Annotated in this window: 18 protein-coding genes; 2 read left to right on the top strand and 16 right to left on the bottom strand. The window is 57.2% G+C overall.

The window, feature by feature from the left end; translation table 11 throughout:
- Positions 1-12 precede the first annotated feature (12 nt).
- The 15 genes from ACR0JB_RS17770 to ACR0JB_RS17700 all read right to left on the bottom strand — a co-directional run bounded on the left by ACR0JB_RS17770 (position 13) and on the right by ACR0JB_RS17700 (position 15,159).
- A complete protein-coding gene (locus ACR0JB_RS17770; protein ID WP_302478873.1) occupies positions 13-138 on the bottom strand; it encodes a hypothetical protein in 126 nt (41 codons plus the stop codon).
- A gap of 25 nt (positions 139-163) precedes the next feature.
- Positions 164-1,036, bottom strand: a complete 873-nt coding sequence (gene ccoP, locus ACR0JB_RS17765; RefSeq protein ID WP_170578247.1) for a cytochrome-c oxidase, cbb3-type subunit III — start codon at positions 1,034-1,036, stop codon at positions 164-166.
- A complete protein-coding gene (locus ACR0JB_RS17760; protein WP_480790150.1) occupies positions 1,027-1,194 on the bottom strand; it encodes a cbb3-type cytochrome c oxidase subunit 3 in 168 nt (55 codons plus the stop codon). The genes ccoP and ACR0JB_RS17760 overlap by 10 nt, the downstream gene beginning before the upstream one ends.
- Positions 1,191-1,922, bottom strand: coding sequence for a cytochrome-c oxidase, cbb3-type subunit II (gene ccoO, locus ACR0JB_RS17755; protein ID WP_480790149.1), 732 nt, complete (start codon positions 1,920-1,922; stop codon positions 1,191-1,193). The genes ACR0JB_RS17760 and ccoO overlap by 4 nt, the downstream gene beginning before the upstream one ends.
- Positions 1,923-1,928: 6 nt before the next feature.
- Positions 1,929-3,551 carry a cytochrome-c oxidase, cbb3-type subunit I gene (gene ccoN / locus ACR0JB_RS17750; RefSeq protein WP_170351580.1) on the bottom strand — a complete coding sequence of 541 codons (1,623 nt, stop codon included), beginning with the start codon at positions 3,549-3,551 and terminating at the stop codon, positions 1,929-1,931.
- Entirely contained in the window at positions 3,541-3,831 is a 291-nt protein-coding gene (locus ACR0JB_RS17745; protein WP_170351582.1) for a TehB family protein, read from the bottom strand. Before ACR0JB_RS17745 ends, ccoN begins: the two co-directional genes overlap by 11 nt.
- Positions 3,828-4,571 (bottom strand): DUF2189 domain-containing protein, encoded by a 744-nt coding sequence (locus ACR0JB_RS17740; RefSeq protein WP_170351584.1) that lies wholly within the window; start codon positions 4,569-4,571, stop codon positions 3,828-3,830. The genes ACR0JB_RS17745 and ACR0JB_RS17740 overlap by 4 nt, the downstream gene beginning before the upstream one ends.
- Complete coding sequence (locus tag ACR0JB_RS17735) at positions 4,568-4,987, bottom strand: group III truncated hemoglobin (protein WP_170362191.1); 420 nt, start codon at positions 4,985-4,987, stop codon at positions 4,568-4,570. Before ACR0JB_RS17735 ends, ACR0JB_RS17740 begins: the two co-directional genes overlap by 4 nt.
- 105 nt (positions 4,988-5,092) lie before the next feature.
- Positions 5,093-5,470 (bottom strand): hypothetical protein, encoded by a 378-nt coding sequence (locus tag ACR0JB_RS17730; protein WP_480790148.1) that lies wholly within the window; start codon positions 5,468-5,470, stop codon positions 5,093-5,095.
- A gap of 123 nt (positions 5,471-5,593) precedes the next feature.
- Positions 5,594-5,809: an FAD-binding protein gene (locus ACR0JB_RS17725; RefSeq protein ID WP_254442421.1), complete on the bottom strand. Its 216-nt coding sequence runs from the start codon at positions 5,807-5,809 to the stop codon at positions 5,594-5,596.
- Positions 5,810-5,813: 4 nt separating this feature from the next.
- Entirely contained in the window at positions 5,814-7,484 is a 1,671-nt protein-coding gene (locus ACR0JB_RS17720; protein WP_170578237.1) for a thiamine pyrophosphate-binding protein, read from the bottom strand.
- Between the two features lie 40 nt (positions 7,485-7,524).
- Complete coding sequence (locus ACR0JB_RS17715) at positions 7,525-9,936, bottom strand: FAD-dependent oxidoreductase (RefSeq protein WP_480790147.1); 2,412 nt, start codon at positions 9,934-9,936, stop codon at positions 7,525-7,527.
- Positions 9,936-12,332 carry a GcvT family protein gene (locus ACR0JB_RS17710; protein WP_480790146.1) on the bottom strand — a complete coding sequence of 799 codons (2,397 nt, stop codon included), beginning with the start codon at positions 12,330-12,332 and terminating at the stop codon, positions 9,936-9,938. The genes ACR0JB_RS17715 and ACR0JB_RS17710 overlap by 1 nt, the downstream gene beginning before the upstream one ends.
- Positions 12,329-13,618, bottom strand: coding sequence for an aspartate aminotransferase family protein (locus ACR0JB_RS17705; RefSeq protein WP_170578230.1), 1,290 nt, complete (start codon positions 13,616-13,618; stop codon positions 12,329-12,331). The genes ACR0JB_RS17710 and ACR0JB_RS17705 overlap by 4 nt, the downstream gene beginning before the upstream one ends.
- The gene (locus ACR0JB_RS17700) at positions 13,615-15,159 is read right to left on the bottom strand and encodes a trimethylamine methyltransferase family protein (protein ID WP_480790145.1); all 1,545 of its coding nucleotides are present in this window, start codon (positions 15,157-15,159) and stop codon (positions 13,615-13,617) included. The genes ACR0JB_RS17705 and ACR0JB_RS17700 overlap by 4 nt, the downstream gene beginning before the upstream one ends.
- 98 nt (positions 15,160-15,257) lie before the next feature.
- Here ACR0JB_RS17700 and ACR0JB_RS17695 point away from each other — a divergent pair, with 98 nt between their 5' ends.
- Entirely contained in the window at positions 15,258-16,133 is an 876-nt protein-coding gene (locus tag ACR0JB_RS17695) for a LysR substrate-binding domain-containing protein (RefSeq protein ID WP_254442420.1), read from the top strand.
- Positions 16,134-16,762: 629 nt separating this feature from the next.
- Here ACR0JB_RS17695 and ACR0JB_RS17690 read toward each other — a convergent pair.
- Positions 16,763-17,695: a LysR family transcriptional regulator gene (locus ACR0JB_RS17690; protein WP_170397428.1), complete on the bottom strand. Its 933-nt coding sequence runs from the start codon at positions 17,693-17,695 to the stop codon at positions 16,763-16,765.
- A gap of 342 nt (positions 17,696-18,037) precedes the next feature.
- On the opposite strand from ACR0JB_RS17690, the gene ACR0JB_RS17685 reads away from it, so the two are divergent.
- Positions 18,038-19,717 carry a BCCT family transporter gene (locus tag ACR0JB_RS17685; RefSeq protein WP_170397430.1) on the top strand — a complete coding sequence of 560 codons (1,680 nt, stop codon included), beginning with the start codon at positions 18,038-18,040 and terminating at the stop codon, positions 19,715-19,717.
- Positions 19,718-20,345: the final 628 nt, after the last annotated feature.

The following is a 20,345-nucleotide window of genomic DNA, read 5'->3' as shown; positions in this document are numbered from 1 at the left end:
AAACCACGATTTTCATTTAGCTGCACCAGGCACGGCATCCTCAATCGCCTGCCCTTCCCAGGCCTCGAATGCCATCGATAGGTGCCATGCCTTGAACCCGATGTAGCCGGCCAACAGGACCATTATCATCAGATACATTGCCCTTCGGAATCGTGGATTCTCTTCAGCTTGGTACATCTTCTGCATTCCAGAGTAAGTACAGTGTCAGCATTCGGATCTGAGCGTCACTCAAACGTCCGTCCCACGCCGGCATCACCCCCCGTCGGCCAAAATGGATGCTGTGATAGATGGCGTCCCGGTCGCCCCCATAGATCCAACTTTCATCGCCCAGATCTGGCGCGCCGATCTCATAGCCCCCGCGGCCGTCATCTCCGTGACAGGCCGCGCAGTTTTCTTCAAAAACCAATTTACCGGCTTCGGCCGCAGTCGCATCATGCTGCTGTCCAGAGAGGAACAAGACAAATTCTGTGACTTCCTCAACCTGTTGATTTTCGATCATGCCATCCGCACCAAAGGCAAGCATCTGTGCGATCCGTGTATCGTCATGCTGCGCATTGATTCCATAGCGTATGGTTGTCTCTATCTCTTCCGGCGAGCCTGACCACAGCCAATGACCATCTGCCAGGTCAGGAAAGCCAACCTGACCTTTAAGGTCATTCCGGTGACAAGCGGCACAATTGTCGGCGTAAAGCTTAGAAATCGACGCGCTGTACCTTGCCTCCAGTGTCGGGTCGGCGGCCAGCTTCTCTATATCCCCGGACGCGAAAGGCGCGAATGTCATTTCTCGACTCGCATCCGCCTGTTGAAGTGCCGTCGCAACTTCTGCACGCGAGGAATAGCCAAGCATCCCCTTCGCGTAGTCACGCACACTCGGGAAAGATGGGTAAAACACCCAATACAGCGCTGCTATGATGATACTGATCCAAAGCGCCCATCGGGCAGCCCAGGGAACAGGTGTATCCAACTCTTTAATACCGTCCCATTCGTGGCCAGTCAGATCGGTGCCGGAAACGGGATCCTTTTCCTTCATCGACATGGCTGATCCTCCTGACGATCGAGTGGGAATTGGGCGGCATCGTCGTAAACCTTCCGGCGCGAGGGCCAATAGGTCCAAACAGCTGCAGCTAAAAAGACGGCCAGCAGGTAGATTGCGCCCCAAGTCTTGGAGAAAACGAGAACCGTATCATGTGTCATCGCTGAACCTCCTCAAGGTTTAACGAATCCAGATCGGCCAATGTGCCAAGAACCTGAAGATAGGCTACAAGGGCATCCATTTCCGTCAGCCTGCCCGGTTGCCCGTCATAATCCCGAACCTGAACGTTTTCACCGTAACTTGCCTGCAACTCTCCTTCAAAGTACTGCTCAGCATCCGCCTGCCATGCGGCGTCCTTTTCGGCGTTTTCGATCTGGGTGTCCGTATAGGGCACACCAGCCCGGCTGAGGGCTTTCAGCGAGGCAGGTAAATGTCCAGTCGCAAGACGCGTCTCGGACAAAAACGCATAACCCGGCATGATTGACCCCTCGACCAGCTCTCGCGGCGCTTCCAAATGCGCCACATGCCATGCGTCAGAGTATTTGCCACCAATGCGCGCCAAGTCCGGCCCTGTACGTTTCGAGCCCCATTGAAACGGATGGTCATACATGCTTTCGGCAGCCAGACTGTAATGTCCATAGCGTTCGATGTCCGACCGCAGGGTGCGGATCATCTGGCTGTGGCAGGCATAGCACCCCTCGCGGACATAGATGTCACGCCCGGCAAGTTCCAGCGGCGTGTAGGGCCGCATACCTTCGACCTTTTCCACTGTGTTTTCGATCGTGAACAACGGCGCGATTTCGACAATTCCACCGATCGATGCAACCATCAGGATTGCCATTGCAAACCCAAGTGAATGGCGTTCGAGTTTTTGGTGCTGAGTGCTCATTGGGACTTACTCCGCTGGCAGCTGGACCAATGGTCCGGCTTCCCGGGTTTGGGCCTTCTTCGGCCCACTTACAGTCATGTAAATATTGTATGCACCGATGCAGGCTCCGATCAGATACAACAGCCCCCCAATCGCGCGGGCGACATAGTAAGGATGCATCGCGATCACACTGTCGAGGAAGGAATAGAGGAAAGCGCCGTCCGCATCATAGGTCTGCCACATCAGCGATTGCGTGATGCCGCTGTTCCACATCGCGCCGACGTAAATCAGCGTTCCGCTCAGGGCGAGCCAGAAGTGCCAGGCCTCCAGCCGCAAGGAATATACGCCGTCCCGCTTCCATATCCAGGGCACCAGTTTGTACAAGGCACCAAAGGTGATGAAAGCGACCCAACCCAACGCGCCGGCATGAACGTGCCCAACCGTCCAGTCGGTATAGTGGCTTAGCGAGTTTACCGGGCGGATCGCCATAAACGAACCTTCAAATGTCGACAGCCCATAGAACAAAATTGCGACCATCATGAACCGGACTGCCGGGTCCGTCCGGACTTTATCCCAAGCCCCGTTGATCGTAAGGATGCCGTTGAACACAGAGGCCCAGCTGGGAACCAGCAAAATGATCGACATGGTCATACCAAGGTACTGAACCCAATCAGGCAGGGCTGTATAATGCAGGTGATGCGATCCGGCCCAAAGGTACAAAAATGTGATCCCCCAGAACCCCACAATCGACATGCGGTATGAATAGATCGGCCGGTTCACAGCTTTGGGCAGAAAGTAATAAAGCATCCCCAGGAACCCTGCCGTAAGCAGGAAACCAACCGCGTTGTGCCCATACCACCACTGCGTCATGGCATCCTGCGTCCCCGAAAAAAGCGAGTAGCTTTTGGGGTAAGCGATGGAGACGGGGACCGAGAGGTTGTTCACCGTATGCAGCATCGCGATGACGACGATGAAAGCCAGATAGTACCAGTTGGCCACATAGATATGCGGCTCTGCCCGACGCGAAAGGGTCTTTAGGTAAAGCGCGAGGTACCCTACCCATACAACCAGCAACAAAAGATCCGCGTACCATTCCGGTTCCGCATATTCCTTGGATTGGGTAATCCCCAAGGGGTAGCCGGTCGCCGCAAGGACCATGAAAAGGTTATAGCCCCAAAACACCATCCAAGGCAGCGATTCACTGGCCAGTCTTGCCCGCGAGGTGCGCTGCACCACGTAGAACGAAGTTGCGATAAGGGCATTGCCGCCAAATCCGAAGATTACCGCAGACGTGTGTACCGGACGCAACCGGCCAAAGTTCGACCAGAAAATATCCCCGTTCAATGCCGGAAAGGCCAGTTGCCAAGCTAGAATGTCTCCGACGGTAAAACCAACCAAGGCCCAAAATAGAGCAGCTATGACACCGAAACGCGTGACCTTGTCATTATACTCAAGCGGGATGTCCCGGATTTCTTCACTCATTCGGGTGATCATCCAGATCAACCCCCAACCGGCGAAGATGGCGATCATCCAGCCATGCAGCACATAGGCGATAGGTACACCCCAACCAAGAATGGCCACTCCGCCGATCAGAACAATGGCAAGAGCACACAGGACCAAAACGTTTTCGACAGTATTGTTATTCAGCATCTGGCCGCTCCTGCCGGTGGAAACGCACTTCCAATGCGACCTCTCCCATGGGGTTCACAGAGTGAGTTTCCTGGGGCGCAAAGACCGCCGTATCACCCGCAGCTAACACCAGGTCATCTTTGTTGTCCCGGCGCAGCAAAAGCTGGCCAGATTGCACCGCCAATTGGCCCCAGACACCGGCTTTCGTGCTGTGATCCTTGCGCAATTTTTCTGGCAGAGTGTCGTGCGTGAATTGCGAAGTCGCATAGTGCACCACGCCTTCTGGAAGGGCTTCTGTCATTGTGCGTCTCCATGGAAAAGCTCTGCATAGGCATGCCAGGTTGAATATCCCAGCAAAGGGAAAACTACGGCCAGCCCTAGCAGGCCCGTTAAAATCCCCAACAAAGTCAGCGCGGTAATCGCACTGCCCCAATACAGGCAAAGACGAAAATTGTGAGTGGTGGCATTAAAACTCAGCCCCATGGCTGAGAAGCCATCAATCTTGCGGTCTACAAGCATCGGAAGCGAAAAGGCTGAGACAGCGAACCCCAACGATGCAAACAATCCGCCGATCAAAGATCCAGAGACTAATAAAGCCCAGCCGGACGGTGTGCTGATCATCAGCAGTAGAGTGTCAGCGAAGCCTGAGAACGGGCGCAGACCATAAACAATGGCGAACATGACTGTCGCGGCACGTATCCAAGTCAGGGCAAACACCATGAGGATCGCGCCGACCAGAGCAATCTGCCCCTTAGCGACGGCGGGTCCAGTGTCACCGCTGGCGATCGAATACAAACCAACGGTGGCAATGGGTCCAACAAGCACGCCACCAGCCAAAAGTGGCAGCAGAACCCAACCTTGACCGCTAAACACAAGACCCGCGACACATGCCCATCCCAACAGAACAAGCGCAATGCCGTAACATATCGAATACTCAAGGTTCGCTCTAAAATCGCGCCATCCCGCTCGCAACCAACGTTTCACGACTTGGATTGGCGGCTCGGTAATGACCTGCGCTTTTGAATATACCGATATGGTCATGACAACACCGGCGGGGCACCCACCTCGCGACGAAAGTTCTCGATCCCAAAGGTCAAACCTTTACCGATCCGGTTGGTCAAATGAGTAAAAGCTTGAGCGGTATCTGGCTGCAGAACCTGATGTGCCGTTTCGCCAAACAGATCGAGCCACAAGGGAAAATGCTCGGGAAGGATGTCTGAATTCGCCAGATGAGCCTGCATTGGATTTCCGGAATACCCGGGCTCCCTGAGGATCGCGCCGCGCCAGAACGATGCGATCTTTTCTTCGTGCGCTTTCCAATCCTGAATGGCCTCATTGAACACGGGCCCCAATACAGGATGCACCCTTATCTGCGCGTAAAACCGGCAAACCAATATCTCAATTTCCTCAGCGGAAATTTCAAACATCTGTGGTTTGGCAACCATCGCAGCTGTCATCAGAATCTACTCCATTTCAGGCTCCCGTTTTCTGCCCCCTTTAATAGGTATTGTCAATACCTATTAAAGGGGGCACTGGTACCCCACAGATACTCAACCCGCCTCTCAGACGGATCGTCTTGCCGCAGATTCCGCGTAAGCTCCACTTCGCAGGGAAAAAACATCATCCAGGGGTGCCCTAACTCCTTCAGGCATCCGGGTTGGGTCGAACACCTTTTTGGTGCTTTCAGAACGATCATCAGGTAACTCAACCTGAATTGTCCCAAGATCAACCATGGTATGTGTCCCACTCCAAGGCACAGTCGGATCAGACACATTGTCAGCGGCGTTCGCGATCTCTGTACGGGCATCAACCAGGCCCGGACCACCGCCCCAGCTTTCCCGTGTTAGCCCGCCCCAGAACTTGAACCGTCCATCCACCTTAAAAGCCTGACGCCCATAGATGGGTAGAAACTGGATGCCCTTGCCGCGCATCCAGTGCATGGTCTCCCGTGATGACCTTACCAACCGCTCTCACAAGGCGGGGTCGGTGCGGAAACGCGTGACGCGAAACATGTCGTCGAAAAACTGTTCTTCGGTATAGGCACCAAAATCGGTGATGGCGACCTAATCTTCGCTCAGGTCAGGGCAAAGCGCGCGGATGTCTTCAACCCCGTCATAGTCAAAGCGGATCGCACCAGCGGTGTATCGAGAGTTGCCACCGTTCTCCGTCTTTGGGGCGCTTTCCAGCATCAGAACGCTTGCGCCTTTTTCCCGAGCGGCATGTGCGGCGCAAAAGGCCGCGTTTCCAGCACCGATGATCACAGTGTCCCAAGTCGTCATATGATCAATCCTCCTTTGGAGCTTTGAACAGATCCTTGCGCAGGGTCATCAGTGCGCCGGGGTCAATTTTGGCTTGGATGACCGTGGTCTCACCGCTTGCGAGCGCTTCTTGCAACGCCGGTCCCATGCCGCCGGGGCCATCAACCCAAATGCCTTTGCCGCCGCAGAGTTCGGCGAATTTGTCATAGCGCGGAGATCGGATTTCCGCGCCCAGCAGACGACCGCCGTAGAATTCATGCTGATAGGCCTTTTCCGCCCCCCAGGCGTCGTTGTCGAGAACGACCAAAACAATAGGCAAGTTATGGGAAACAGCCGTCTGGATTTCGATCATTGTGTAGCCGACCGCACCGTCGCCCATCACGGCTACAACCGGACGGTCAGGGGCGGCCGCCTTGGCACCGATGGCCGCAGGCATACCAAAGCCCACCAACCCGAAATCAAGCGGGGTGATCAGCGACATCGGCGCGTAATGCGCCAGTCGGTCGGCGGCTTGCAGACAGGTATTGCCTGTGTCGAGCGTGACAATGGCATCCTCGGGCAAAGCATCACGAATTTCGGCCAGCGCACGGCGGGGGTGCATTGGCAGTGTCTCAATCGCAGCTTCCTCGGCCCGTTCGGCCCAGAGGCTGTCCATATCTGCGCGGTAGCTGTCACGCCACGCGTCGCAATTGGGCTTTCGCGCAGCAGTGATAAGCGTTTCGGCAGTCAGGCGGGCGTCGCCTTGTGCGGCGATTTTAGCCGGGAAATAGCGGCCTACGGCAGAACCTTCGACATCGACATGGGCGATGCATGTGTCCACACCGACATAATCGTTGCTGTGGAAGGTCGAGTTAAAGCCAAGGCGTGCGCCCAGCACCACCATCACATCCGCCTCTTTCGTCAGGCGCGAAGCGACACGGTTGCCACGCGGACCCGCCTGGCCTGCGAACCACGGATGGCCATGTCGCATCACATCCGCATGGCCGGTCGAGGCGACTACGGGAATTTCCAGGGTTTCAGCCAAGGCCGTCAGCGCGTCACGCCCAGCGCCCCATTTGAAACCGCCGCCTGCAAAGATGACCGGACGTTCGGCGTTTGACACGAGCTCGGCAATCGCGGACACATCGTCAGCCGCAGCGGGGCCTGGGCGTGCAATCAGCAACGGCTTGGGGTCGATGGCCGGGACATCTGCGGAAAACAGATCGCGGGGCACATGCAGAACAACAGGGCCGCGTCGACCTGTGTTGGCCAGCCGGATCGCGTCTTCCAGCATGGGCGCCAACCGGGCTGGATCAGTGACCATGACGGAGCGTTTGGAGATCGGGGCGAACAGGGCGACCTGATCCACCTCTTGGAACGTATCCTTGGCCTGATCGGCGCGGGTGATGGCCCCGGCGATCACCACAAGCGGCGAATAGGCCAACTGCGCCTCGGCCACTGCTGTCACGATATTGACCACGCCGGGTCCCGCCTGCGCGCCCAGTACGACACCCGGCTTGCCGGTCATGCGTGCCCAGGCATCGGCCATATGGCCTGCCGCGCGTTCGTCGCGGGCACCAACATAGGCAATCTCACCGCCTTCGTACATCGCATCGTAAAGTTCGAGCATTGAGCCGCCCAAGAGGCCGAACACCGTGTCGATGCCGTTGGCTTTCAAAACGCGATAAACGGCTTCGCCGCCATTGATCGTGGTCATATCTGTTCTCCTGAAAGCGGATGTTTGCGCATGGCGGTCATTAGGTATCCGATCTCGGGTGCAGGTTCTGTGGGTCGAACAGCGCATCGGGATGCACGGTCGTCGCAATCTCGCGGTTCAGGATCTGCACCTTTAGCCCGTCGTGCGGCGTACCCTTGCGAACAAAGAGCCATCCCAGCGATTTGCCGATGCTATAGCCATAGCCGCCGGAAGTGGTCAGGCCCACGGGCTTCCCATCCAGCAGAACGGGTTCGCCTCCGTGGATGTCGATGTTATCGGTATGCAGTTCTGCATAAAGCAACTCCCACGCTGGATCGCGCTCCATCAACGCTGCGCGGCCCACGAAGTCACGGTTCTCGGTCACTACGAAACGCTCAAGCCCGACATCGAAGGGGCCGATATCCGTGGTCAGTTCACCGCTTGCGAGATAGGCTTTTTCCATGCGCAGGCCGTTGAAGGCATAGTTGCCCAGATCGACCAGCCCATACTTTTCACCCGCTTCAAAAAGGGCGTCGTAGATCGCCCCGATTTGATCCAGCGGCGCATGCAATTCCCAGCCAAGCTCGCCCACAAAAGACACCCGCAGCATGTAGCAATTCGCACCCGCAATCGGGATCTCCTTGCCCGAAAGCCACGGGAAATTGGAGTTCGACAAGTCCACATCAGTCAACTCGGCCATGATCTTGCGCGAGGCTGGACCAGATAGCCCCAGCATGCCCCAATCGTGCGAGCGGTTGACCATCTGAACGTCTTCGCCCCCGCGGATATGGCTCTTGATCCAATCGAAATCCGGGTTAGACCGGGCGACGGGTGAGCCAGTGAAAAAGTGGTCTTCCGCAATCCGCCAAATCGTGATCTCGGTCTCGAACCGGCCCTGTTCTGTTAGCAGGTGGTTCAGGCTCATCCGCCCGTCGCGCGCGGGGATCTTGTTGGCGGACAGCCGGTTTAGAAGCGCGCCTGCGTCTTTGCCCGCGATCTCGAACTGGGCAAAGGCGCAGAGGTCGATCACGCTCGCCGCTTCCCGCGTGGCTTTGGCTTCGCGGATGGCATTCTCGTGCCAGTTCTGGTGACCCCAGCCAATCTGTTCGACCTCACCCACCTCACCGAAATAGCGTGGGCGTTCCCAACCCGCGATCTCACCAAAGACTGCGCCCTTGGCGGCCAGCCGATCATAAAGGGCGTGCCGGTTTAGGGGGCGCAGGCTGTGGAATTGCTTGCCCGGGCAAGGGGTGTCGTGGCGGCGCATGAACTCGTCCTTGGTGCGCTCTAGGATGAAAACACCGTCGGCGAAATTGCCGTACCGGCGCGGGTCGAAACTGCGCGTGTTGATCTCGGTCTCGCCATGCACCATCCAATCGGCCAGCACTTTGCCCGCGCCACCACCCCAGGCGAGCCCGATAGATGAACCGCAGGAGAGCCATACATTCGGCGCGCCAGAGGGGCCAACGAGCATTCCACCATCCGGCGTATGCGTGATCGCCCCGCGCACAACGCGCTTGATGCCGAGGTCTGCGAGAATGGGCATCTTGTCTAAGGCGACCATCAGGAAGTCTCCGATGGAATCGTAATCCGCCTCAAAGAGCTCATTCTCTGCCGACCAGGGCGCGCCTTGGGGCATTTCCCAAACAGTGGGGCAGACATGGCCTTCGTAGATGCCAATCAGGCCGGATTTCTGTTCCTGCCGGATGTAGCCGCCAAAGGCGTTGTCCCGCATCACTGGCAGTTCGGGGCGGTCGAGAAATTCCGGCACCGTGTCGGTGACAAGATAATGGTGCAAGCAACTGACCGAGGGGATCGTCAGCCCGAACCATTGCCCCACCTGATTGGCATAGGACCCCGCAGCGATGACCACATGTTCGGCCAGCACGTCCCCCTTTTCGCCCCGCAGCAGCCACATGTCACCCTTGCGACTGGCCCCCAGCACCTGATTGTGTCGTTCGATCTTGGCCCCTCGCGCGCGCGTTGCGGTGGCCAGTGCCATGGTCACGCTGGAGGGATCGATATGCCCGTCTTCAAAGGTCTGGATCGCTGCCTTAACGTCATCAACCTTGTAGAATGGGTTGCCCTTGGCCACAGCTTCTGGCCCGACAAGCTCCATCGGCAGGTCGAGCAATTTGCCCACGCCCATAATCGATTTCATCCAGTCGACCTCATCATCCGTGGTTGCGATGCGGAAACCGCCAACCTCGTGCCAACCGATGCTTTGGCCGGTTTCCTGTTCGACCTTCTTGTAGGTTTCGATCGAAGTCTTGTTGATCCAACCCATGACCCGGCTGCCCACCGCATGGGTAATCTGCCCAGCTGCATGCCAGGTCGAGCCACTGGTCAATTCGGCTTTTTCAAACAGGATCGTATCGGTCCAACCCGCTTCGGCAAGCTGGTATTGGGCCGCAACACCCATGATCCCACCGCCGATGATGGCAACGCGGGTGGAGCGGAGCGTGTCCGACATCAGAACGCCTCCTTTGCGGGTCTAAGAGAGGCTCGGGCGGTAAAGCGGTGGCAGGCGATTTCCACCTCAAACCCCGGCACGGTATCTTCGGTGGCGAGCTGGTCCAGTGGCGCATTGATCATCGCGAGTGCAACCGAGCGGCCAAAGCGATAGCTCCACGCAGCCGAGGTGATCTGCCCGACAACCTGACCGTCAAAGTAGATCGGTTCGTCATGTATCGGGATCGCATTTGGATCATCGAAGAGCAGAGACACGATGCGCCGTTTGGGCACATAATCTTTCAGCGCCTCTTCCCCGAAAAACCCGGTGCCTGCGGCGCAGAACGCGCCTAGCCCGGCTTCATGCGGTGTGGTGCCGGGGGTCAATTCGTGGCCAAAGGCGCGGAAGCCGCTTTCGATGCGCAACGATCCACTGGCGTAAAGCCCGGCATGTGTCGCTCCGGCAGCAACCAATGTCTCATGCGCAGCCATTGCCATGTCGGAGGGGACGTAGAGTTCGAATCCTTCCTCACCAGTAAAGCTCAGCTGGCCAGCCCACGCACGGGCAAGGCCAATCTCAACCGGCGCAAAGCCAAAGCGTTTGATGACGGGCACAGGGCTGCTGCTGGTGGCCTGCAAGACCTCCCGAGCCTTTGCCCCGGCCAGCCCGACGATGGCATAGCCACTGGTGACATCTGTGAATTCGACCCGGAATTCGCCCTTGGTGTCGCGCATCCGTTTCATGTCGCGCACAACCTCGCCTGCGCCGACGATCATCAGATAGGTCTCAGGCCCATGGCGCTGCACGGTCAGGTCGCTTTCCACGCCACCGCGCGCATTCAGGATTTGGGTGTAGGCAATGCGCCCCTCGGCGATGTCCATTTGCGCGGTGCAAAGGTGGTTGAGGAAGGCGCAAGCATCCGGCCCCTGCACCATTATCTTGCCAAAAGCCGATTGATCCAGAATGGCCGCCCCGCTCCGGCAGGCCGCAACCTCGTGTCCCACCGTGTCGCGCCATTGCGGTGCACCGAAGGTCAGCGGCAGATGTGCGTCCGCGCCACCATAGTGCACTGCCCGTTCCCAGCCGCCGCGCCCTTCAAACTGCGCGCCAGCGGCCACCAGACCGGTATGGATCGGCGACCGACGCTGGCCTCGTGCGGTGCCCATCGAACGCCCCGGATAGGGATTGTCATAATGGCGACCCAGCACTTCTGGAATACGCGCCTCTAAAGCTCCCAGCACGTTCATCTCTGGACTGAACCGACGGATATCGGCCTCATTCAGTTCCATCGTCGGTTCGCCGGCGATGATCCATTCGGCCATCGCCTTGCCCGCGCCGCCCGCAAGCGCGATCCCGGTGGAGTTCATGCCGCCCATCAGGAACAGCCCGGGCACTTCGGGGCTTTCACCCAACATGAACTGGCTGTCGAGCGTGAAGCCTTCCGGCCCGTTCAGCAGCATTCGCACTTCGGCTTTCTCTAGCGCCGGGATGCGCCGCAGGGCGTTTTCCATCATGGGCATGAAATGATCCCAATTCTCGTCCAACAGATCGAACGAGAAATCAGCGGGCAGGTCTTTGGTCGAGATGCCCTTGGCGTGTGGCTCAAAGGAGCCGACCAGCAGCCCTTCAACGTCATCGCGGGCATAAAGGTAGGCGTCCTGATCGTTCAGCGTGGGCAGATGCGCGCCCTTGCCAAGCGCTTGCACCTCTTCCAGCGGTTTGGTCAGGATGTAGAAATGTTCGCAGGCATAGAGCGGCATATGCGCACCCGCCATCGCAGCCACTTCGCGCGACCAAAGGCCGGAGGCGATCACCACCTCGCCGGCTTCGATCAGATGCTCGCCGATCTCGACACCCGAAATACGCCCGGCTTTCTTTTGCAAACCGGTGACCCGGGTATCTTCGAATATTTGCACTCCCCGCGACCGGGCACCTTTGGACAGCGCCAAAGCCACGTCTGACGGGTTCACGCGGCCATCAGCCGGTGACCAGGCCGCGCCGATCACATCATCAACCTCTATCAATGGCCAAAGCTTTTTCGCGCGGGCAGCATCGACCACTTCGGCCTCAAGCCCAAAGGCCCGACCCAGCGAGACCTGACGTTTGATGTTCGTCAGACGGTCGGGATTGGTGGCCAGCGTCAGTGACCCGGTCTGGGTCCAGCCGGTGGCCTGTCCCGTCTCGGTTTCCAACTCGCCATAAAGGTCGATGGAATAGTTGATCAGCTTCGTCAGCGTTGTCGAAGGCCGCAGCCGCCGCACAAGACCAGCGGCATGCCAGGTGGTACCCGAGGTCAGCTTGGAGCGTTCCAGCAGCACGATGTCTTTCCGACCCTCGCGGGCCAGGTGATAGGCAATCGAACAGCCAACTACACCGCCACCGATGATCACGGTGCGGGCTTGAGAGGGGAGGCTCATGTCAGTATTCTCCCGCGTGTCATGTCCATGAGGGTCTTGGCAAATGCCTCAAGCGCTTCGTCAATCAGGTCCGGGGTATGTGCGGCTGATGTCAGTCCCGAGGTGTAGGACATGATGTCCACCCCATGCGAAAGCATGCCGTCCCGATAGCCGTTGACCACCGCTTTGGGCAGGCCTCGGATTTGCTTGGGGCTGAGCCCGTCAAGCGTGTCCTGCCCGAAATAGACATGGATGATCGAGCTATCGCCATAGGCCAGCCCCTTGACCCCCTGTTCCGCCATCCGGGCGTTCATCCCGTCACGCATGCGTCTGGCCATCGCGTCCGCATGGCTCTGAGCCACTCCATCGGCGAGGTATGGCATGGCCGCACACGCAGCCGCTGCGATCAGGGGGGAGGCGTTGAACGTGCCCTTGTGGCTGACCGCTGGGGCGATCCCGTCGCGCTCGGTGGTGTTGTTCATCAAGTCCATGATGTCCGCACGGCCACAGACCGCGCCACCGGGCAGACCGCCCGTAGCAATCTTGGCCAGCGTGGTCAGATCGGGCACGACCCCGTCCCGCGCCTGACGCCCGCCAGGAGACCAGCGGAAGCCGGTGATGATTTCGTCAAAGATCAGCACCACGCCTGCAGCACGGGCCACATCGTACAGCGCCTTCAGGGTTTCGGTGGCGAGTGGCACAGAGCCGTAATTCGCCCCGGATGCCTCGAATATCACCGTGCCAATCCGGTCATCTTCCAGCGCTTTGGCCATCGCGATTGGATCAGCTGCGCAGACCTGCACAAGTTCAGTCACGGGTTGCGGCACACCCAGTGACGGCGGCGCGTTGCTGCCCGGCTTGGTTCCTTTCAGCGCGTAGTCATGCCAACCGTGGTAATGGCCATCAATCCGCAGCACATGATCTTTGCCCGAATAGGCCCGCCCCAATCGCAATGCCAGCATCGTGGCCTCGCTTCCCGAGGCGGTAAAGCGGGTGCGGTCGGCCGAGGGGTATAGCCGGTTGATCCAGTCCGCCCACTCGATTTCAAACGCATGGCAATCAGCGGCAAAGATCGCCCGTTCGGCTTGCTTTTGCAGCGCCTCGACCACAGCAGGGTGGCAGTGGCCCAGCATTTGGGCGGCTGAGCCCATTTTGAAGTCAATGTAGCGTCGCCCTTCGGTATCCCACTTTTCGGCGCCACGCGCCGTATCGATATAAAGCGGATACGGATCACGATAGCGCAGTTCGTGGCTGACCCCACCGGGGAGGGCCGCGCGGGCCTGTTCGCTAAGGCGGAGATTACTCATTCTGACCGCCCAGATCCGGCACGCGTCAGGCGGATGTCAAAACTCGCACGCAATTTATTGTCCAATGTATCAGAGATATGTTTCGGAAAGTGACTACGAAGAATCTCGCGGGTCTTCTCGCGCGCAACATCCCCGATGGGCCTGGCGCCATCCTCCTCCCATTCGCGGGGCGTCCGGCGGTCACCAATCTCTGGGTAGAAATAGTCCGATTTCATCCGCCCGAAGGTGTGATGCTCACCCAGGTAATGCCCCGGCCCTTCGCAAACGGCCTTGATGACATCTGCTGCGATGTTTTCCGGAGTTGCCTCAATCCCGCGAATGGTCCGCAGGATATTTCCCAGAAGATCGTTGTCACTGACATAGGCGGCGTGACTAACGCCCAGCAGGCTCGACATCATACCCGCCGCCTGAGTGACAATATTGGACCCGGCATGGGCTGCCATCGCCACCGCAAGGGATTTCTCGGCTCCGTATTGCGCATCGAGGCATTTGGCATCGGTGATCCCGGCAATCGAACTGGTTGGTAGATCCCAGTGTCGGCCCATCTGTGCCGCGCCGGCCATCAGAATGGCTTGTTCACCGCCGCCACCGCTCATGGAGCCCGTGCGTAAATCCGCGACGAGTGGCTTGGGTGCAAAGATCGCTTTGACATCCGAAGCCACCAACCGCGCGAAGACCAACCCCGCCAAGGTCTCGGCCACGGCCTGCACAAGAGAACCGGCGACGGTGGCAGGGCTGGTCGCGCCAGCCTGACCCGCGCTGATAAGCTGAACGGGAAAGCCTGCCAAAATCGCGCGTTCCAGCACCCCACAAGCTTCCTCGGCAAAGCGCATAGGCGGCACCACATGACACACCATAATCGTCATAAAGGGGCGTGTGCGGAAGGCTTGCTCGCTTCCGGAGATGGCATAGCAGAGGTCTGCGATAGCCTGCACATTCTGCGGCTCAGTGATCGAGATCGAGACATGCTTGGAGGTACCAGCCAAACAGGCATAGGCCGTGTTGAGATCCATCACCGCGTTATCTTCAATGTCACGCGCAACAACAGATCGGCTGAAATGATGGATATTGTCCATCCGGTCCACGATGCGGGCAGCATCATAAAGATCTTGCAAGGTACTGTCGCGGTAAGCACGTGTGTCCAGATCAAACACACCGGGGGCCGCGCCGCCCGTCGACATATGGACCCGAGTCCCTTCGATTTTCAGATCGCGTTCGGGCGTTTGCCCACAGAGTGTGAATCCACGCTTCGCCCCATCAATCGCCCATCGGACGAGCTTTTCAGGAAAGAGCAACCGCCCTTCCTTGGTGTAGGAACCACCGGCTTCGGTGACTTTTTCGATCATCGACGGGGTGGCCTGCCTCAGGCCCAGCGTCGCCAAAAGCGAAAACGTCACGTCCTCCACCAACTCCGCCTCCCTGGACGACAATGGCATGAGGCGCCCCCCAAGCACGCCGGGCCACACTGGGAGAACCACCTCCTCCTCTGTGGGTTGCTTTAAGCGGTCTTTGCGACCTCGGCGGCGGCGAGCTTCAACCATGAACTCATGAGTATTGTGTTTCGTCTGCCGAACCTTCGCAGTCAAAAATTCAGTTTACAAAGGTTTCTTTTTTATCAATCGATGAGTAAAACTTATGAATGACCGCCATGAAGCCTTCGTTACCAGCCCTGCGCGCCTTTGACGCCGCCGCCCAGCACGGTAGTTTTCGTGCGGCTTCGGAACATCTTTCGGTGACAGCGACCGCAATCAGTCATCATGTGCGCGGCCTCGAAGATCAGTTGGGCACGAAGCTTTTTGTACGCAGCGGACGGGATGTCATTCTGACCGAGGATGGCACAAGATTGGCGGAAGCCACAGGCCAGGCATTCGGGATACTTGATGATGCTGTTCGAACGCTCCACCGTGATACGCGCAAGGTTGTGCGTCTGGCCGTGGGACCGATTTTTACAGCACGGTGGTTGATGCCGCAGATGAGCGAATTCTGGCAAGCTCACCCGAATATCGAACTCGAATTTCTTCCATCCATCGAACCAGGTGCCTTTGCCAACGAGACCGTCGATATCGTCATCCGATGGGACCGCATCGAAGGATCGGACCCAAAGGCGACCAAACTGCTAGAACTGAGGCCTGCAGCCATTGCATCCAAGGCCTTCATCGAGGCGCATCCCGCCATTTGCCATCCAGACGATCTGAAGCGTTTGCCATTGCTGCATCAAAGAAATCACTGGGGGTGGCTGGATTGGTTTACGGCGATGAATGTCGCTGTCGACCAGCCTTTGCGGGGCCCGATTTTTCAAGATGCAAACACCTTGTTGAGGGGCGCGGCCGATGGACAAGGCGTGGTGATCGGCTGGTTGCCTCTTATTGACCAGGATCTTGCCGAAGGTCGTGTGGTCCGCCTATTTGACGAGGATATCTCCCCAACCCATGGATACTTTGTCGAAACGCGCGGGGGCCATGCGCACCGAGCGGAGGTGCGTCGGGTCGTTGAATGGCTGACGGGCGGAACATGAAATGCAGGCTTGTCTTGGCACCATCGTCAAGCGGAAGAATCCCCGCCATGTCGTCGGTAGTTGTGAGGAAACTGCAGAAAGCTACCTCGGCTTCTTCGATATCACATCAATCTGCCTAAGGATGCGCCATCGGTCGGCATGACCTAGAAACAAATATGGTTCAATGGCCGCGTTCTCCGCCGTAGTGCAACATTGTGAATTAACCTGATGCAACGATTTTCATGCTGCGTGCGCTCGCAGCGCAAAATTCGGAGTTTCCGCTGTGGGCTCGATGCGGCCATTCTCTGCGACGTCCCGGATTGGTCGAACGAGCCCTTACCAGACTTTGATCACACCTCGGTCATTCGCTCATGCAGCAGGTCGCGAACCACGTGAAACCGGACATTCTCTGAGAGGCATGCAGATGGCGGTGACGCGGACAAAACTGCCAATGCATGGCGTGAAATAGATGTCCGCTTTCGATGCCGTTATTGGCAACCAACGCGAAATCCTCATAGCCGCCATCGGACTCCTGGCAGCCCCTCGCATGCGCAGCGGAGAACGAACGGTTGGAAGCAGTCATTCACTGGCGGGTACGGGCGCAGTTTCATTGGTATGGCTAGACGCGACTTCATCGCTGATGCTGAGCTCTAGTACGAATGAGGCGAAAGAACCTGTTCCGCGATCCAGTCGAATACCATTCGAGGGCCGCGTCCCAAATTGGTCTGGTCCCGCGACATGACGTAGCCTGCGTCACTTATGACTACGTCATCTGTCACTTGCACCAGCGAACCTTTGTTGAGCAAGCCATCTATTAGACCGATCCAACCCAATGCGACCCCGTCCCCTGCTAACGCAGCCTGAGTGACCATGTCGTAGTTATTAAAGCTGATGTAATTTTTCTTTCTTTCGCCTGCAATGCCCAGACTATCAAACCAACCCTGCCAAGTTTGCCACTCGGCAGTGGCGGGTTTTGATAAACTTAGCAGTTGCACATCCAATAAGTCTGCAGAAGAGCGAATTGGTGTTATCTTTTCTAATAGCTGAGGACTGCAAACTGCTGCGACAGTCTCTTCCAGCAGTAGAATTTCACCAGGCTTAATCTCACTTCTGGGCGCTACATGGATTTGTATGTCGCAATCCGTGTCGTCCAAGCCTGGAGGCACAGTAGATGCCAGAATTTGAATCTCAATCTCGTCCCCAAGCTCTTCGCGCAAGTAAGCCAGACGCGGTAGCAGCCAGAACGTAGAGAAAGCGAAGTCGGCAGAAATCCGAACCCTTGGTTTGGATTTACGATCGAGTAAGGATCCAACCGCATAGCCCATTTGTGTCATTGCAGGTTTGACCACGTTGAGAAGCCTGAGCCCTTCATATGTTAGTGAAACGCCACGGTGTTCTCGCTTGAAAAGCACTACGCCCAAATCGATCTCCAAACCCTTAATCCGTTGAGAGATCGAAGATTGCGTCAAGCCAAGCGCTTCGCCAGCGCTTGTGAAGTTTCCATGTTTCGCGACCATCTCAAAAGCATAGAGTGCGACAAGGTTGCGGCTGAGATTGGTATTAATCTTGTTAATGTCATTCATAATTACTGAACTACTGCAAAACTACTCGAATATGTATCAAAAACTCTGTCAAAGGGTGTCTATTGCCGCCCGGACAAAAAAGAGACGGGATCGAGTCATGACCGGGTGGTGGCGTAATCAGACAACCCAGACTGCAAGAGCAATGCAGATGGGCAAGGTGACTTCCCCAAAAACGTGGGTCAATTCCCCTTCAACAGGTCGTGCAGGAACAGTTCAGCCTGTCGCTTCTTATTGCCTGGGTTAGGCAACACAATTTGCGGCTAGTCCAAACACGGCTTGGTGCTGAAGTCGCAACGATTTGATCTTGCAACCCGCTAGATCAGCTACAGGGAGATGAAGAATATGGCAGTTAAGCCTCCACTATCGGAACTTCCGATAAAAACCGCTGAAAACGGTTTCTATCGGGGGTTCAGCGTCAACGTGACGGTAATCAGTAAGATCATTATCAGTTTACTGGTGGTCTGGTGTATTGTGTGGCCCACTCAAGCTGGCAGAATCTTAGGCGATTGGAACGCGGCTATTCTGGCTCAGTTTGCCGCTTGGTATATCTGGGTCGTAACCGCGTTTGTTATCGTTTGTATCGGGCTGGCAATCTGGCCGACCGGAGGGCGTCTTAAGCTTGGTGTCGAGGGGGAAAAACCCGAGTTCTCCAACTTCTCCTGGTTTTCGATGATGTTTGGCGCCGGGATCGGTGTCGGGATGCTGACCTGGGCCGTTGCGGAACCAGTCGCGCATTTCAAGAACAACCCATCAGTGATTCAAGGTATCACGACGGCGCTCGATGCGGACAACGTTAGAACTGCCTATGTGTGGTCCTATCTGCATTGGGGTCTTGGCGCATGGGCGTGTTACGCAATTGCTGGTCTGTCGCTGGCGTTCTTCAGCTATCGCCGCGGGCTGCCATTAACGATCCGGTCGTCGCTGACGCCGCTGTTTGGCAAGGCGCTGTCCGGTAACATTGGTCACGTGATCGATATTGTGGCCGTTGTTGCCACCATCCTTGGCGTTGCTCAAACGTTGGGATTCGGGGTCGAGCAGTTCGTTGCGGGTCTAACGCGGATCGGTATCGGCGGGCTCGCGCATGCGGATGGTTCGGCGACGACGCTTGGGATCATCGTTGCCTTAGTGGTCATAATGGGGGCCTCGACATTGTCGGCGTTGTCCGGAGTTGGCAAAGGCATCAAATGGCTGTCGAACATCAATATGGTGTTGTCGATCTTCTTGCTGGGCTTCTTTATCATCTTTGGTGCGACGTTCTTTGGTGCAAGCGCCTTCTTTGTTGGGATCTGGGACTATCTGGTTGCGCTGCCGTGGCTGAGCTTTAATGTTTATGCATCTGATGGTGTCGAAGGATCAGAATCCTTCCTGCTTGCCCAATGGCAGGGCTGGTGGCCAGTATTCTATTGGGCTTGGTGGATTGCCTTCGCACCCTTTGTCGGCTTGTTCCTTGCGCGTATCTCACGCGGTCGTACGATCCGAGAGTTTGTACTCGGCGCGATGATTGTTCCCTCGCTGATGTGCTTCGTTTGGTTCGCATGGGCCGGTGGCACAGCAATCGATCTGGAACTGAACGGCAATGCAAATGGTGTGATCCTGGATGCCGCGAATGGCGACAAGATTTTTGCCATGACCGAATTCATGCTAGCCCCAATTGCACAGGCTTTGGCCTGGGGTATGGCGGTAGTCATCGTTGTTTTGCTGATGACTTTCCTGGTGACGTCAGCTGACTCTGCGGTATTGATCGTCAACACGATCAACGCTGCAGGGGATGAAGGCCCCAAGGCACGTCCTCACATCGTGTTCTGGGGCGCTGCGCTTGCGTTGGTCGTCGGTGGATTGCTGATTTCTGGCGGCACCGGCGCAATTCAGACCGCAATGGTGATTGGGGCGTTGCCGTTCTCGATTGTGATGGCTCTTATGTGCATCGCTTTGATCAAGGCCATCTGGAATGATGGTCGGCGCGAGGCCGCAGGCGTTGCTTCAACAATTGATCCGGAAACCTCGACGATGCCAGCGGAATAGGTGTCGCTAAATCTACTGAGGCCCTGGTTAACATCTGGGGCCTCATTGTCCACGACACTCTTATCCATTAAAAATTGCTACGCGATGCATAAACGGCAGGAACGGGGTGTCTGAACTTTGAGGTGTACCGAGTCGATGGTTGTCGGCTGAGGGCTGCCTGATTGGGCAGGCGGCACTGTGACTCGCGACTTTGCAATGTCCAATACTGCGCATTGTTGCCGTTCGAAGCGACATGTGCTGCAACCGCCGCGAACGGCAGCTCTGTGGCCCTCTATTGCTTTTTGCAGTCTGACAGAATGGCACAATCGCAAATGGCGGCGGGCCCTCTTTTCCTCACACTTTCCCTTCGTGGGCCAGCGGGATTTGGACAAGCCAAACGCCCTTGGCCGTCAGGGTGACGGCGCGACCCTCCCCCTCGGGCAACCCTATTAGGCAAGACCTCGTCCTCGGCTGCGCCTGCGGGCCGCACCACCCCTGTCGAATAGCGTTGCCTCGCCCCCTCCCGCGTTCGCCACGTGGCAGATTAGCAGGAACAGGCAGCTTCGCTGTCTGACCTGCAAATCAGCTCTGATTTTCCGAAAGGGAAGTCAGATCAAATTCAACTGATGTCCAACTTTGGGGGGCGCCT

Source organism: Ruegeria sp. BI7, assembly GCF_056537925.1.
This window is presented reverse-complemented; position numbering and strand designations above follow the sequence as displayed.

Coding starts and splice junctions, on each gene's coding strand:
- ACR0JB_RS17770 (WP_302478873.1), bottom strand. CDS start 138: ATGTATCTGATGATAATGGTCCTGTTGGCCGGCTACATCGGGTTCAAG.
- ccoP (WP_170578247.1), bottom strand. CDS start 1,036: ATGTCGATGAAGGAAAAGGATCCCGTTTCCGGCACCGATCTGACTGGC.
- ACR0JB_RS17760 (WP_480790150.1), bottom strand. CDS start 1,194: ATGACACATGATACGGTTCTCGTTTTCTCCAAGACTTGGGGCGCAATC.
- ccoO (WP_480790149.1), bottom strand. CDS start 1,922: ATGAGCACTCAGCACCAAAAACTCGAACGCCATTCACTTGGGTTTGCA.
- ccoN (WP_170351580.1), bottom strand. CDS start 3,551: ATGCTGAATAACAATACTGTCGAAAACGTTTTGGTCCTGTGTGCTCTT.
- ACR0JB_RS17745 (WP_170351582.1), bottom strand. CDS start 3,831: ATGACAGAAGCCCTTCCAGAAGGCGTGGTGCACTATGCGACTTCGCAA.
- ACR0JB_RS17740 (WP_170351584.1), bottom strand. CDS start 4,571: ATGACCATATCGGTATATTCAAAAGCGCAGGTCATTACCGAGCCGCCA.
- ACR0JB_RS17735 (WP_170362191.1), bottom strand. CDS start 4,987: ATGACAGCTGCGATGGTTGCCAAACCACAGATGTTTGAAATTTCCGCT.
- ACR0JB_RS17730 (WP_480790148.1), bottom strand. CDS start 5,470: ATGCACTGGATGCGCGGCAAGGGCATCCAGTTTCTACCCATCTATGGG.
- ACR0JB_RS17725 (WP_254442421.1), bottom strand. CDS start 5,809: ATGACGACTTGGGACACTGTGATCATCGGTGCTGGAAACGCGGCCTTT.
- ACR0JB_RS17720 (WP_170578237.1), bottom strand. CDS start 7,484: ATGACCACGATCAATGGCGGCGAAGCCGTTTATCGCGTTTTGAAAGCC.
- ACR0JB_RS17715 (WP_480790147.1), bottom strand. CDS start 9,936: ATGTCGGACACGCTCCGCTCCACCCGCGTTGCCATCATCGGCGGTGGG.
- ACR0JB_RS17710 (WP_480790146.1), bottom strand. CDS start 12,332: ATGAGCCTCCCCTCTCAAGCCCGCACCGTGATCATCGGTGGCGGTGTA.
- ACR0JB_RS17705 (WP_170578230.1), bottom strand. CDS start 13,618: ATGAGTAATCTCCGCCTTAGCGAACAGGCCCGCGCGGCCCTCCCCGGT.
- ACR0JB_RS17700 (WP_480790145.1), bottom strand. CDS start 15,159: ATGGTTGAAGCTCGCCGCCGCCGAGGTCGCAAAGACCGCTTAAAGCAA.
- ACR0JB_RS17695 (WP_254442420.1), top strand. CDS start 15,258: ATGACCGCCATGAAGCCTTCGTTACCAGCCCTGCGCGCCTTTGACGCC.
- ACR0JB_RS17690 (WP_170397428.1), bottom strand. CDS start 17,695: ATGAATGACATTAACAAGATTAATACCAATCTCAGCCGCAACCTTGTC.
- ACR0JB_RS17685 (WP_170397430.1), top strand. CDS start 18,038: ATGGCAGTTAAGCCTCCACTATCGGAACTTCCGATAAAAACCGCTGAA.